The sequence below is a fragment of the uncultured Intestinibacter sp. genome (genome assembly GCF_902468165.1).
GTDB lineage: Bacteria > Bacillota > Clostridia > Peptostreptococcales > Peptostreptococcaceae > Intestinibacter.
Genome location: NZ_CABQXJ010000008.1, coordinates 29,902 through 44,561, shown reverse-complemented (window position 1 = coordinate 44,561; position 14,660 = coordinate 29,902). Strand labels below are relative to the sequence as shown.

General features: G+C 31.6%; 11 protein-coding genes and 1 riboswitch. Of the genes, 1 reads left to right on the top strand and 10 read right to left on the bottom strand.

Annotation, left to right across the window (positions count from 1 at the left end; translation table 11 throughout):
- Nucleotides 1–72 precede the first annotated feature (72 nt).
- Nucleotides 73–1,989 (top strand): ABC-F family ATP-binding cassette domain-containing protein, encoded by a 1,917-nt coding sequence (locus tag RDX53_RS02860; protein ID WP_307993686.1) that lies wholly within the window; start codon nt 73–75, stop codon nt 1,987–1,989.
- A gap of 136 nt (nt 1,990–2,125) precedes the next feature.
- Here RDX53_RS02860 and RDX53_RS02855 read toward each other — a convergent pair whose 3' ends face one another.
- The 10 genes from RDX53_RS02855 to secA form a co-directional block, all read right to left on the bottom strand.
- Nucleotides 2,126–2,470, bottom strand: coding sequence for a RidA family protein (locus RDX53_RS02855; RefSeq protein WP_307993685.1), 345 nt, complete (start codon nt 2,468–2,470; stop codon nt 2,126–2,128).
- Between the two features lie 87 nt (nt 2,471–2,557).
- Entirely contained in the window at nt 2,558–3,574 is a 1,017-nt protein-coding gene (gene tsaD, locus RDX53_RS02850) for a tRNA (adenosine(37)-N6)-threonylcarbamoyltransferase complex transferase subunit TsaD (protein WP_307993684.1), read from the bottom strand.
- Between the two features lie 94 nt (nt 3,575–3,668).
- Nucleotides 3,669–4,160, bottom strand: a complete 492-nt coding sequence (rimI, locus tag RDX53_RS02845; protein WP_243269566.1) for a ribosomal protein S18-alanine N-acetyltransferase — start codon at nt 4,158–4,160, stop codon at nt 3,669–3,671.
- Between the two features lie 128 nt (nt 4,161–4,288).
- Nucleotides 4,289–5,005 (bottom strand): tRNA (adenosine(37)-N6)-threonylcarbamoyltransferase complex dimerization subunit type 1 TsaB, encoded by a 717-nt coding sequence (tsaB, locus tag RDX53_RS02840; protein WP_295675585.1) that lies wholly within the window; start codon nt 5,003–5,005, stop codon nt 4,289–4,291.
- Nucleotides 5,005–5,457 carry a tRNA (adenosine(37)-N6)-threonylcarbamoyltransferase complex ATPase subunit type 1 TsaE gene (gene tsaE, locus RDX53_RS02835; RefSeq protein ID WP_195930030.1) on the bottom strand — a complete coding sequence of 151 codons (453 nt, stop codon included), beginning with the start codon at nt 5,455–5,457 and terminating at the stop codon, nt 5,005–5,007. The genes tsaB and tsaE overlap by 1 nt, the downstream gene beginning before the upstream one ends.
- A gap of 289 nt (nt 5,458–5,746) precedes the next feature.
- Nucleotides 5,747–6,361 carry an ECF transporter S component gene (locus RDX53_RS02830; RefSeq protein WP_295777818.1) on the bottom strand — a complete coding sequence of 205 codons (615 nt, stop codon included), beginning with the start codon at nt 6,359–6,361 and terminating at the stop codon, nt 5,747–5,749.
- A 112-nt stretch (nt 6,362–6,473) separates the two neighbouring features.
- Nucleotides 6,474–6,591: riboswitch (FMN riboswitch) on the bottom strand.
- 388 nt (nt 6,592–6,979) lie between these two features.
- Nucleotides 6,980–8,245, bottom strand: coding sequence for an amidohydrolase (locus RDX53_RS02825; RefSeq protein WP_295763709.1), 1,266 nt, complete (start codon nt 8,243–8,245; stop codon nt 6,980–6,982).
- A 193-nt stretch (nt 8,246–8,438) separates the two neighbouring features.
- Nucleotides 8,439–10,580, bottom strand: coding sequence for a Tex family protein (locus tag RDX53_RS02820; protein ID WP_307993683.1), 2,142 nt, complete (start codon nt 10,578–10,580; stop codon nt 8,439–8,441).
- A 62-nt stretch (nt 10,581–10,642) separates the two neighbouring features.
- A protein-coding gene (gene prfB / locus RDX53_RS02815; protein ID WP_195929516.1) for a peptide chain release factor 2 occupies nt 10,643–11,756 on the bottom strand; the annotation gives its coding sequence in 2 pieces (ribosomal slippage) (nt 10,643–11,680 and nt 11,682–11,756; 1,113 coding nt in all).
- 9 nt (nt 11,757–11,765) lie between these two features.
- Nucleotides 11,766–14,492 carry a preprotein translocase subunit SecA gene (secA, locus tag RDX53_RS02810; protein ID WP_195929515.1) on the bottom strand — a complete coding sequence of 909 codons (2,727 nt, stop codon included), beginning with the start codon at nt 14,490–14,492 and terminating at the stop codon, nt 11,766–11,768.
- Between the last annotated feature and the right edge of the window lie 168 nt (nt 14,493–14,660).

Genomic DNA, 14,660 nt, shown 5'->3' with positions numbered 1-14,660 from the left:
AGTTTCATATATCCTTGATTATATTATATCAAAAGTTTATAATTTTAGGTAGTTTAAGGAGGTAGAAAACTTATGATCATTTTATCTTGCAATAATTTGAATAAAAGTTTTGGCGTAGATTCTATCCTTGAAAATGCTAGTTTTACTATAAATGAAGGCGATAAAGTCGGAATCGTTGGAGTTAACGGTACTGGAAAGACGACTTTATTCAAAATTATTTCCGGTGAATATGGATATGACAGTGGGGATATTTACACTTCTAAGGATTGTGAGATTGGTTATTTAGAGCAAAATACCAATTTTTATTCGGAAAATACTATATTAGAAGAGGTTCTTGAAGTATTCAGACCTCTTATCGAAATGGAAGAAAATCTTAGACAACTTGAAATCAAAATAGCTGAAGAAGGAAGTAAATCAGATTCTAAAATCTTAGATAAATTAATGGACGAGTACTCGCACAAAATGGAGCAATTTGCTGCAAATAACGGATACGGATATAAATCCGAGGCGAAAGGTGTTCTTATTGGTTTAGGATTTAAAGACAGTGACTTTGACAAGAAAGTTGATATTCTTTCTGGTGGGGAAAAAACAAGAGTCCTTTTAGGTAAGTTACTTCTTAAAAAACCTACATTATTACTTCTAGACGAACCGACAAACCACCTTGATTCTGAGGCAATTGAGTGGTTAGAGTTCTTCTTAAAGCAATATAGAGGTACTGTTATGCTTATTTCCCATGATAGATATTTCCTAGACCAAGTGGTAAATAGAACTTTCGAAATCTACAACAAAAAACTTAAGACTTATAATGGTAATTACTCTGATTTTATAGAGCAATCTAAAGTCGAAAAAGAATTAGAACTTAAAAAATATGAAGACCAACAAAAAGAACTGAAAAAACAAGAAGAGTCTATCGAAAGGCTTAAGGCTTATGGTCGTGAAAAACATCTTAAAAGAGCTAGAAGTAAGGAAAAAGCTCTTGATAAGGTTGATGTTCTTGATAGACCTGAATTATACAGAAAGAAAGCAAAAATATCTTTTGACCCAGCTGTTGTCAGCGGTAATGATGTAATGCAAGTTAAGGATATTTCTATGGGATATGGCGATAGAATATTATTCAAAGGCTTGAATTTCGAGATATATCGTGGGGAAAAAGTCGCTCTAATCGGGCCAAATGGAATAGGTAAATCGACTTTATTCAAAATAATAATGAACGAACTTACTCCTCTTTCTGGTGATGTGAAACTTGGTACAAATGTAAATGTGGCTTATTTCCACCAAGAGCAAAAAACTCTTGATTTAAATAATACAATTATTGATGAAATTTGGAAAGACAACACACATCTTACTCAAACTCAAATTAGATCTATGCTTGGTGCATTCTTATTTGAAAATGACGATGTATTTAAACAAATTTCTTCACTAAGTGGGGGCGAAAGAGCTAGAATAGCTATATTAAAATTAATCTTATCAAAAGCGAACTTCCTGCTTCTTGACGAACCGACAAACCACTTAGATATAGATTCAAAAGAAGTTTTAGAAGATGCCCTAAATGGCTATACTGGAACAATATTCACAATTTCACACGACAGATATTTCTTAAACACTGTAGTGGACAAAATCTTAGTATTAGACGAAAACGGAATTACTGAATATCTTGGTAACTATGACTATTACATGGCTAAAAAGAAAGAATCTGAAGAGATAAACGCTGTTGTTGAAGAAGAATCAGAAAAAACTAAAACTCAACTTAAAGAAGAAAAGCGTCGTGAACGTGAAGAACGTGAAAGACAAAAGAAAAACAGAAACAAAATAATTAATACAGAAAAAGAAATCGAGCAAATCGAAACTAAAATAAGTGAGCTTGATGAACTTCTTTGTTTAGAAGAAGTTTACTCTAACCCTGAACGTTCTAAAGAAGTTTCACAAGAGAAATCTAACTTAGAAGATAGACTTGCTGAACTTTATGAGCTTTGGGAAGAATTAATGTAATAACTTATTATTTAAATAAAAAAAGTTCTAGTTTACCTCATTTAAGTAGGTATCTAGAACTTTTTATTTTGTCTATTTAATCATATAGTCACTTTATTATATGAGCTTTTTTAATATTTAGAACTAATTTTAAATACTATTTTTTAGCTGCAACTATACTTATTTCAACTAATAAGTTTTCTCTAGCCATGTTAGCTTCTACACAAGCTCTTGCTGGCTCATTTCCGTTTTCTACCCAAGCATCCCAAACTGAGTTCATATCAGCGAATAATGCCATATCTTTTACGTATATAGTTGCTGATAATATGTGGTTTTTGTCAGAACCATATTGGTTTAATATTGTTTCAGCTTTAGCTAAAACTGCTGCAGTTTGTTCTTTCATATCACCTTCGTCGTTAGTTAATCCACTTAAGTAAAGAGTGTTGTTATGTTCAACTACTTTACTCATTCTTCCTGTTCCTTCAAATCTTTTGATTTCCATGATGTCTTCTCCTATTTTGTCATAATTTGTTTATATAATTCTAAAAATTGTTAGTTATTTATCGAACAAAATCTAGATTATATTTTATTAGTTAATGTCTATTTTTAAGTTTGGCACTGCGTTTAATGACATATCATCAATTTTTCCATTTATAAAATTATGATATCCTGCACAACCTATCATAGCTGCGTTGTCTGTGCATAAATCTAATCCTGGGAATTTTATTTCTATGCCTTTTTCGTTTGCCATTTGTGTTATCTTTTCTCTTAGTGCTGAGTTTGCAGCAACACCACCAGATAAGGCGATTATTTTGTATCCTTTTTCTTCGGCTGCATTAACAGCTTTTGTAGATAATACTTCTACTACTGCCTCTTGGAAAGATGCAGCAACATCTTCTACTACTATCTCTTGTTTTTTCATTTTTTGAGCATTTAAATAATTTAATACTGCTGATTTTAATCCACTAAAACTAAAATCATATGAATCATCTAAGTATGCTCTTGGGAATTCTATTGCATGTTTGTTTCCTTGTTTTGCAAGCTTGTCTATTATTGGTCCACCTGGATATCCAAGCCCCATAGCTCTAGATATTTTATCAAATGCCTCACCAGATGCATCATCTCTAGTTCTTCCTAGGATTTCATAATTTTGATAATCTTTAACCTCAACTAAGTGAGTATGCCCTCCTGAAACTACTAAAGTTATAAATGGAGGTTTTAAACCTTTGTGTTGTATATAGTTTGCATTTATGTGACCTTGCATGTGGTTTACTCCAACTAGTGGAACACCAAGCGTAAACGCAAGTGCCTTAGCATAAGATAATCCTACTAAAAGAGCTCCAACTAATCCTGGTCCATAAGTTACTGCTATGTGGTCGATATCTTCTGCTTTTATTCCTGCTGTGTCTAGTGCCTCTTGATAAACTGCATCTATATTTTCAATGTGTTTTCTTGATGCAACTTCTGGAACTACACCACCGAACTTTTTATGTAATTCAATTTGTGTTGAAACTATATTTGCAAGTACTTCTCTTCCGTTTTTTAATACTGCAACTGCAGTCTCATCACAACTACTTTCTATCGATAAAGTTATTATATCCTTCATTGTTTCACCGCCTCATATTCTAGCTATTTATAATTTTGTATATTTGCGTTTATTAATTTTTTTATTTATATCATTCATTATGCAAATGTCATATTTATAATTCTGATAGCTGATTCCACATTATTATTGCGTCTTCTCTATCGCTATAATATTCTTTTCTGACTCCTGCCATTTTGAATCCATACTTTCTGTATAGATTTTGTGCAACTGTGTTTGAACTTCTAACTTCTAAAGTCATTGAAACTAATCCATGCTCTTTACAAAGTTTCACCATTTCAGCCACTAATCTATCACCTATTTTTTGTCCTCTATAATCGCTGTGTACTGCTACGTTTGTTATGTGACCTTCATCAACAACAAACCAAACGCCCACATACCCAACAATTACAGAATCCAACTCAGCCACAAGATATCTAGCTAAGTTGTTTTTTAGTTCATCCATTAGAGATTTTTTTGACCATGGATCATCAAAACAATTTACCTCTACTCTATGAACTCCATCTATATCGTCTTTTCTCATTGGTCTAATTATTAAGTTATTCATATTTAATTCTGTGCCCAGCCCCAAAATTGGGTTTAAATCCATATGTAAATCTTGATTTATATTATTTAGATTTTCTCGATTCTTTTCCATTTTGAAACCTCACTTTTCTCCAATATTATTAATTATTTTTGTAGACTAAATAGTATTTATATTTATATAGCCTTTATTAATTATTTTTGTTCTTGAAGTTTTCTTTGTTTTTCTTCATATTGTTCTTCTGCTTGTGATTTTCTGATATATAGCGGATTTACTGTATAACAATCGAATATATCTTTTCCTTCATCAAATTTAACTTTCGCCACAGAACATAAACTTCCTGCTTTTGTCACGTTATTTGATGCTGCTGGAATTTCTATATTAGATATTTCTCTTATTTTGTCTTCGTATTTATAAACAGCTTCTCCAACTAATATCCATTGTTCACCGCTTTGTGCTAATTCTTCAAGAAGTTCGTCTATTTGTTGAATTCCGATTTCTTTTATTTCTACTAATTTTGTACCTTCATATTGGTATCTTCCTGTATAAACTTGATTTCTTTGTGCATCTAATATTGAGCATATTTTTTTATCACAAAGGTTCATATTTGCTGCTAAAGCCTCTAGTGAATTAACTCCTATCACGGGTATATCGTTAACATGAGCTATTGCCTTTGCTGTTGCCATACCAATTCTAAGCCCTGTGAAAGAACCTGGACCTTCACAAACTGCAATCGCATCAATCTCACGCACATTTAAATCACTTAAACCTAGCATATTTTCTATCATTGGCATAAGTTTTTGTGAATGAGTTTTTTTAGTGTTAATTGTATATTCACAAATTAATTTATTGTCTTCTATAACAGCTACACTTGCCGCCATAGATGATGTATCTATCCCTAAAATCTTCATTATTTAGTCAACTCCTCAACTATTTTTTCATATTCTTCGCCATAAGGAATAAGCGTCATCTCTCTTCCCATGTCTTTGTAGTTTAATTCTATTTTTAAGTATTCATCTGGTAGTATGTCCTCGATTATATTTGCCCATTCGATTATACATACACCGTCACCATTTATGTATTCTTCAAATCCTATATCGTACATTTCCTCGCTACATCCAATTCTGTATACGTCGAAATGATATAGTGGCATTTTTCCTTCGTATTGGTTCACTATTGTGAAAGTTGGACTTGTGATATAGTCATCTACTTCTAGTGCCTCTGCCAAACTTTGAGTCATTGTTGTTTTTCCTGCACCTAAATCACCGATTAAACAAACTATGCTCCCTGGCTTTAAAAGTTTACCTAACTTAAAACCAATCTCCCTAGTTTCTTGATCGTTATTTAAGTATATATTCTTTATCATCTGTGTGTTTTTCATATTTTCATCTCCGTATCTAATCTACTATTTAAACTATAAGGTGAAATTAATGTTATTTATTACACTCTACAGTTTAAATATAAACCAAATATTATTATATTATACTTTTTAGTAGTTTTATAGGCTTATACGTTATTTTTTCAATGTATAAGACTATATTTATTATAACCTAAAAAAAGTATGAGATATGTCGCTAGCCTTATACTTTTCATTAACTCGATGGAAACTAAAAAACCTGCCCTAACAAAAGGACAGGTTTATTTTTATAAATCTATTTAACTCTTAATATTCTTTCCATCTTTTTATATAATGGTAAAATTACCACTGTCATGATTGCACCTTTTAATATATTAAACGGTATTACTAACCAAATCATAAAAGTGAATAAATCTGTAACTCTGTGGTTTAATACTGTACCCATGCTTATTATTACATCCATTGGCATTACTAATCCGTATAATGGGAATACTATGTAATAATCTACTACTGCACCGACTATCGCCATAAGTATTGTTCCTAAAACACCACCGATTAATACATTTTTATAAGTTTTAGCTTTTCTACATATAAAGCATACCATTAATACATATGGTCCTGCGATTAATATGTTTGCTATTTCACCAACGCCTCCAGTTGTACTTCCTGAAACTGCTTGTAATAAGTTTTTGATTACGACTACTATAAAACCTGCAACAGGTCCCATTGATAATCCACCGAATACTGCTACTATATCTGATAAATCAAGTTTTAAAAATGATGGGAATATTGGTAATGGCACTTCTAAAAATCTTAAAAAATAAGATATAGCTGCCAAAATTCCTATCTGAGCTATCACTCTAGTAGACATTGTTCTTTTTGATTTATGAGTATTTACACTTTGTTGCATAATACATAACCTCCAATAAAATAAATTATTATAGGTCAAATAAAAAAACTCGAGAGAATCTTCTTCTTCGAGTTTTATGAGCAATCATAATAAATAAATCTTTTAAATTTATAACTCTCTTCTCTCATCCAGACTCTACTGTCGGCTTTGGAATTTCACCAAATCAACTAATTAAATAGCTCGCGGGCTTTACCGCCGGTAGGGAATCTCACCCTGCCCCGAAGAATTTTTCTAGTTATTTTATTTTCCTATTCAATTATTATAATAATCAATGTAATAATTTCTGTCAACAAAATTAATATTTTCACATGCTACATTTATACATTATTCTTATTAATTCCATATTTTTTTATATATTGAATATTATTTTTAGCATATATTAGATATAAATTTTTATTTTTTTGTTTACACAATATTATTTTTTGAATTTAAATTATAATTATTTATTTTAATTATAACTTAATGTTATTGTTTCCTTAATATTATTTTTTCACTAATTACATTATTATATTATCTTTTTACTAATTACATTATTCTTATTAATTATTTTTAATGTTTTATTAGTTACTTTCTAATTACTTTTTTATTACTTTTTAATGCTTAGATTTTACATTTAATTTATCTTTTATAAACGACTTTTCCATCTATTATTGTGTATAAAACATTACTTTGGATTTCTAGTGGGTTTCCGTCCCAAATTACTATATCGGCATCTTTTCCAACTTCTATAGAACCAACTCTGTCTTCTATTCCTAAAACTTTTGCTGGATTTATAGTTATCGCCTCTAATGCTTTTTCTTGTTTCATACCGTATTTAACAGCTAATCCCGCACATATAGGTAGATATTGCAGTGGGATTACTGGATGGTCTGTCATTATGCAGATATCCTTCCCTGCATTTGATAAAATCCCAGCAGTTTCAAAAGTTAAGTTTCTAAGCTCAATTTTTGATCTTTCTGATAAAGATGGACCTACTATAAGTGGATAATCTTCTTCTAATAATTCTTCCACTATCATGTGCCCCTCTGTGCAGTGATCTAGTGTAAGTTTTAAATCGAATTCTTGAGCAATTCTTATCGCTGTGAACATATCGTCAGCTCTGTGTGCATGTGCTTTTAAAGGTATTTCCTTTTTTAACACAGGTATAAGCGATTCTAATTTTATATCAAATTCTGGCTTATCTATATCTTCATCTTCTTCTGCCGATTTTAAGTCAAATAAATATTCTTCTGCCTTTCTTAAATTCTCTCTAAGTAATGCAGCAATCGCCATTCTTGTCTGTGGTGTATTATCATTTGAACCGTAGCATGATTTTGGATTTTCACCAAATGCAACTTTTGATGCAACTGGATTTTTGATTATCATTTTGTCTATTCTTCTACCAAAAGTTTTGATTGCAGCTGCTTGTCCACCCATAACATTTGCACTTCCAGGAGTTGTGCAAACTGCTGTTATTCCACCTTCATACGCCTCTTTAAATGTTCTATCCATTGGATTTATTCCGTCGATTACATTTAAGTGTGGTGTTATAGGGTCAGTTTCTTCGTTTCCATCAGCACCTTCTACTCCCATTCCGTCTTCCCAAAGACCTAAATGAGTGTGTGCATCGATAAACCCTGGATAGATGAATTGCCCTTGTGCATCTATTATTTCTAATGTATCCGTATTTGGGTCAAAATCAAACTCACCATTAGCTCTCAGTTCCTTGTTAAGCTCTTCGTAGTCATCTTCTCTTCCTATAACTTCACCATCAAGTACAAACTCTGTGCTTAATGAATTTAGTTTTTCCCCCATTGCTACTATTTTTTTATCTTTTATTAATATTCCTATTTTCTGTATTCCTTTAGTAATTGTATTTACTGTTCCATTTTTTATAAGTAACACTATATGCCTCCAATTTTATTATATTTTTATAATCTATCTCAAGTTATTTGTTGTTTATTTTTTAAATATCGTGTTTCTAAGTTAACATATAAATGATTCTAAAACAAGATGTACAACATAAATAGTATAACAAAAATCCGCATCCGCATTTTAATATGCGAAAGCGGATTTTCTAATTACACAGATTTTATAATTACAGTTTCATAGATAATGAAACGCGTCCCTTATCTAAATCTATTCCTATAACTTTAACATCTACAACATCACCAACAGATACTACTTCCATTGGATCTTTTACAAATTTATTGCTCATTTGTGATTTGTGAACAAGTCCGTCGTTTTTAATTCCTATATCGACAAATGCACCAAAATCAACGACATTTCTGACAGTACCTTTAAGCACCATGCCTTCTTGTATATCTTCAATTTTTAATACATCTGTTCTTAATATAGGTTTCATACCTTCATCTCTAGGATCACGACCTGGTTTCTTAATTTCTAAAATTATATCTTTTAAAGTAGGCTCTCCTACTTCTAATTTTTTGCTTATTTCTTTTAGACCTATATTTTTAACTCTATCGTCTATATCATCAATATTTTTGCTTTCGATATCATCCATAGTATAGCCTAACATCTCTATCATCTTTTTACAAACATCATAACTTTCAGGATGGACACCAGTATTATCTAGTGGATTTTTACCATCAGCAATTCTCATAAATCCAGCACATTGAACAAATGCACTTGGTCCAAGTCTTTTAACTTTTTTAAGTTGGGCTCTTGATGTAAATGCTCCATTTTCTTCTCTATATGTAACTATATTTTTTGCCACTGTTTTGCTTATTCCAGAAACATGTTCAAGTAATGAATAAGATGCTGTATTTAAATCAACACCAACACTATTAACAGAGTCCTCAACAACTCCATCTAAAACTTCTGTAAGTCTCTTTTTATTTAGGTCGTGTTGATATTGTCCAACACCTATATTTTGTGGCTCTATTTTTACAAGTTCTGCAAGTGGGTCTTGAAGTCTTCTACCTATTGAAATTGCACCTCTTATAGATACATTGATGTCTGGATGTTCTTCTGCTGCCAATTCTGATGCAGAGTATATTGATGCTCCAGCCTCACTAACAATTACATATTGAGTATTTAAGTTTTCTTCTTTTATTAAATCAGCTATCATTTTTTCAGACTCTCTAGATGCAGTACCATTACCGATTGCTATTACATCTATGTCATATTTTTTGACTAAATCTACAACTGTCTTTTTAGCTGATTCCATTTTTGCCTGTGGTTTATGTGGATATACTATTGATTGATCAAGGAATTTACCATTTCTATCTACAACAGCTATTTTACATCCATTTACATAACCAGGGTCAAATCCCATAACTACCTTGCCTTTTAGCGGTGGTTGTAATAGTAGATTTTTTATATTTTCACCAAATACACTGATTGCTCTCTCTTGTGCATTTTCTGTTAAATAAGCTCTTATCTCTCTTTCTATAGAAGGGAAAATAAGTCTTTTGTATGAATCCTCGATAGCTGATAGAATTTCTGTCTTATTTTTTGAATTGTTTTTATTTATGTATTTATTTTCTATATAATTTAATACTTTGTCGTTATCTATTTCTAACTTAACTTTTAAGAAGTTTTCCTTTTCTCCTCTATTTATTGCAAGAACTCTATGTGATGCCATTGTTCTAACTGGCTCACTATAATCATAGTACATGTCATAAACTGATTTTTCGTCAGTTGTATTTTGAGTTACGACAATACCATGGTCTATAGCTAATTTTCTTATGTATTTTCTTATTTCTGCATCATCAGACACAACTTCAGCGATTATGTCTAAAGCTCCTTTAAGTGCATCTTCAACATTTTCTACACCTTTTTCTGTGTTTATATAATTAGAGGCCTCCATATTTATATCAGCTATATCTTGTTTTAATAGAGATTGAGCTAAAGGTTCTAATCCTTTTTCCTTAGCTATTGTTGCTCTTGTTCTTTTCTTTTGTTTATAAGGAGCATAAATATCTTCAACTTCTTGAAGTGTTTTTGCTTTTGCTATATTAGTTTTTAGTTCTTCAGTTAATTTTCCTTGCTCATCTATTATTCTAGTTACATCTTCTTTTCTGCTTTCTAAATTTCTAAGATAAGTAAGTCTTTCGTTTAACTGTCTTAAAGTGACATCGCTCATCTCGCCTGTCATTTCTTTTCTATATCTTGCAATGAAAGGGATTGTATTTCCTTCATCAATTAGTTTTATAGTGTTATCTATATACTCCCTTTTAATCTTAAACTCTTTTTCTAAAATGTTATATATATCCAACCCAAACAACTCCTTTAAAAAACAGGGAGCCACGTGTATTTGTAGCCCCCCTGTATTATTTTTTATTGATTTTTCATTTTATTCATTTTTAAATATTCATTTATGAATAAATTGATATTTCCATCCATTACGCTATCCACGTTTCCAATCTCCGCATTAGTTCTGTGGTCCTTCACTAATTTATAAGGTTGGAATACATAGGACCTTATTTGGCTACCCCATGTTATTTGTGAATATTTACCCTGGATGTCCTCAATTCTTTCTTTGTTTTCTAATTCTTTTAAATGAATCAATTTACCTTTTAACATCTTCATTGCAGTGTCTTTATTGGCAAATTGTGAACGTTCATTTTGGCATTGAACAACAATTCCTGTTGGAATATGAGTTATTCTAACCGCAGAATCAGTTTTGTTTACGTGCTGTCCTCCAGCTCCAGATGATCTATATGTGTCGATTTTTAAATCATTAGGATTTATCTCAACATCAATCTTGTCATCAAGCTCTGGCGTAACATCTACTGAAACGAAAGATGTATGTCTTTTTCCTGATGCATCAAAAGGTGATATTCTGACGATTCTATGAACGCCTTTTTCACTTTTTAGATACCCGTAAGCATTTGTTCCTTGAATCAGTAGCGTAACACTTTTTATCCCTGCCTCTGGGTCACTTATCATGTCTAATGTTTTGACCTTGAAGTTATTTTGGTCAGCCCATCTAAGGTACATTCTAAGTATCATTTGTGCACAATCTTGTGCATCTAATCCACCAGTTCCAGCATTTATAGATAAAACAGCATTATTGGCATCGTATTTTCCATTTAATAAAGTTTTTATTTTAACTTCATCTATTTTATCTTCAAGTGTTTTTATAGATTTTTCGATGTCACGTTCAATCGACTCATCCTCTTCCTCAAGACCAAGTTCTATTAAAACTTCTATGTCTTCTAAGTTAGAGTTTAATTCTTCATATTCAGAGATTATGTTTTTTAAATCGCTGTTTTGTTGAAGAATTTTTTGAGCTCTTTCGTTATCATCCCAAAAATCTTGTTTATTTATTTCTTCTTCGTATTTTTGAATTTGTGCTTTCTTTGAAGCGATGTCAAAGGGAAACACCCAATTCTGTTAAATCTTTAGACATTGTCTCAACTGACTGTCTATAATCTAATTCTCTTAGCATTAGATCCTCCTAGTTTTTGCCACAGCAGTTTTTATATTTCTTACCACTTCCACATGGGCAAAGGTCATTTCTTCCTACTTTTGTTTCCTTAACAACTGGTTGTTTAGGTTCATCAGTTGGAGCTTCTATTGTATCAACATCAACTATTTGTTTTCTTTCAGTTGGTTGTTTTTCTATAGTTATTCCGAATAAGTATCTAACTGTATCTTGTCTTATTTGGTCAACCATTTCGTCAAACATATTGAATCCTTCTAGTTTGTATGCTATTACTGGGTCTTGTTGACCTAAAGCACGAAGTCCTATACCTTGACGTAATTGATCCATAGCATCTATGTGGTCAATCCAGTGACTATCAACACATTGTAAAAGTATGATTCTTTCTATTTCTCTCATTCTTTCTGGTGTGATAACTTCTTCTTTTTCTTTGTATATAGCAAGTGCTATTTCGTAGATTTTTTCGATTAATTCTTCACCTTGTAAAGTTTCTAGTCCTTCAACTTCTAAACTTTCAGCTGGCATAAATGAAGTATATAGGTAGTTTTTTAATTCTGTGTAATCTACTTTTTTATCTTCTGTATATGCTTCAACAGCAGCACCTATTCTGTCTTTTATCATAGATTGGATATATTCGTGTATATCTTCTCCTTCAAGAACGCTACTTCTTTCAGCATATATAACTTGTCTTTGTTTATTCATAACATCATCATATTGAAGTACATGTTTTCTTATACCGAAGTTTCTACCTTCGACTTTCTTTTGTGCATTTTCAATTGATTTAGTTAACATTTTGTGTTCGATAGGCATATCTTCTTCTAAACCTATTCTTTCAACAACACCTTGTATTCTTTCGCTACCGAATAATCTCATAAGATCATCGTCAAGTCCTATATAGAATCTTGATGAACCTGGGTCACCTTGACGTCCAGAACGTCCTCTTAACTGGTTATCGATTCTTCTAGATTCATGTCTTTCAGTACCGATTATAGCAAGTCCACCTGCTTCTTTAACAGCTTCTTGTTCTTTAGCAGCTTGGTCTTTAAATTGGTGATATAGTGAGTCGAAAGTTTCTTTAGCTTTTGCTAAATCTTCGTTTTCTGCTAATTCTTCAGCATCTATACTAGTATCAACTCTCTTGATTGAATCATCAGTAAATCCATGTTTCTTTAATTCTTTTTTAGTTAAGAATAATGGGTTACCACCAAGCACGATGTCAGTACCACGACCAGCCATGTTTGTAGCTATAGTAACTGCTCCAAGTCTACCTGCTTGTGCTATTATCTCAGCTTCTTTTTCATGGTTTTTAGCATTTAATACTTCGTGTTTTATACCTTTTCTCTTAAGTATTTGAGAAAGTAATTCTGATTTTTCTATTGAAACTGTACCAACTAGTACTGGTTGGTTTTTAGCATGTCTTTCAAGTATATCTTCTGCTACAGCGTTGAATTTACCTCTTTCGTTTTTATAAACTACATCAGGTAAGTCTTGTCTTAAAATTGGTTTATTTGTTGGTATTTGTACAACGTCCATTTTGTAGATTGATTTAAATTCTTCTTCTTCTGTTTTAGCTGTACCTGTCATACCTGCAAGTTTTGAATACATTCTAAAGAAGTTTTGGAATGTTATTGTAGCAAGAGTTTTTGATTCTCTTTGTACGTGTAAACCTTCTTTTGCTTCTATAGCTTGATGTAAACCTTCTGAATATCTTCTACCAAACATTAGACGACCTGTAAATTCGTCAACTATAACTATTTCGCCATCTTTAGAAACGTAGTCTACGTCTTTTTTCATTATAGCGTGTGCTTTAAGCGCTTGGTTGATGTGGTGGAATAATTCAGTATGTTCAACATCTGTTATATTCTCAACGTTGAAGTAAAGTTCTGCCTTTTTAATACCAGATTCACTTAATGAAACTGCTTTTTGTTTTTCATCTATTTCATAATCTCCATCTGATGGAAGTTCTTTTTCTTCTTCTGTTTTTTCTTGTTGTGTTTTACTTGGTCTTTTTAATGTTAATACGAATGTATTAGCATCTGTGTATAAATGCGTAGATTTATCCCCAGGTCCAGATATTATAAGTGGTGTTCTAGCTTCGTCTATTAATATAGAATCGACCTCATCGACGATAGCATAGTTTAATTCTCTTTGAACTCTTTGTTCTTTGTGAATTACCATATTATCTTTTAGGTAATCAAATCCGTACTCGTTGTTTGTTCCGTATGTTATATCGCATTCATATTGTTTTCTTCTTTCTTCTGGACTTTGTCCGTGAACTATAACCCCTACAGTAAGTCCTAAGAATTCGTAAACTTTTCCCATTTCCTCTTTATCACGTTTTGCTAAGTAGTCATTTACTGTAACAACGTGGACACCTTTACCTTCAAGAGCGTTAAGATATACAGGCGCTGTTGCAACTAATGTTTTACCTTCACCTGTTTTCATTTCAGCTATTCTACCTTGATGTAAAACCATCCCCCCGATAAGTTGTACTTTGTAGTGTCTCATACCTAAAACTCTTTTTGAAGCTTCTCTAACGGTAGCAAAAGCTTCTGGTAGTATGTCGTCTAAAGTTTCGCCTTTTGCTAATCTGTCTTTAAAAGTATTTGTCATACTTTTTAATTCTTTATTAGTCATGGCTTCGAATTTTGGTTCCATAGCATCTATTTGATCAGCTATTTTTTCAAACCCTTTTAGTTCTCTTTTGTCTGCCATGTTAAATAAGTTATCTAAAAAACCCATTGTTTCGCATCTCTCCTCATTGCATAAATTATACTATTATACATTTTAACATAAAATTTGAATATTTAATATTAAATATTGCCTCAATCGTTTATTTTAATACTATTTTATCCCATTTAATTAAATTTAAATTCATTTTAATTTAATTCTATATTAATTACTTTATTA

Excerpts from the sequence above, each read along its gene's own strand:
- tsaD (WP_307993684.1), bottom strand. The coding sequence starts at position 3,574 with ATGAAGGATATAATAACTTTATCGATAGAAAGTAGTTGTGATGAGACT.
- tsaB (WP_295675585.1), bottom strand. The coding sequence starts at position 5,005 with ATGAAGATTTTAGGGATAGATACATCATCTATGGCGGCAAGTGTAGCT.
- RDX53_RS02855 (WP_307993685.1), bottom strand. The coding sequence starts at position 2,470 with ATGGAAATCAAAAGATTTGAAGGAACAGGAAGAATGAGTAAAGTAGTT.
- secA (WP_195929515.1), bottom strand. The coding sequence starts at position 14,492 with ATGGGTTTTTTAGATAACTTATTTAACATGGCAGACAAAAGAGAACTA.
- RDX53_RS02860 (WP_307993686.1), top strand. The coding sequence starts at position 73 with ATGATCATTTTATCTTGCAATAATTTGAATAAAAGTTTTGGCGTAGAT.
- rimI (WP_243269566.1), bottom strand. The coding sequence starts at position 4,160 with ATGGATTTAAACCCAATTTTGGGGCTGGGCACAGAATTAAATATGAAT.
- RDX53_RS02830 (WP_295777818.1), bottom strand. The coding sequence starts at position 6,361 with ATGCAACAAAGTGTAAATACTCATAAATCAAAAAGAACAATGTCTACT.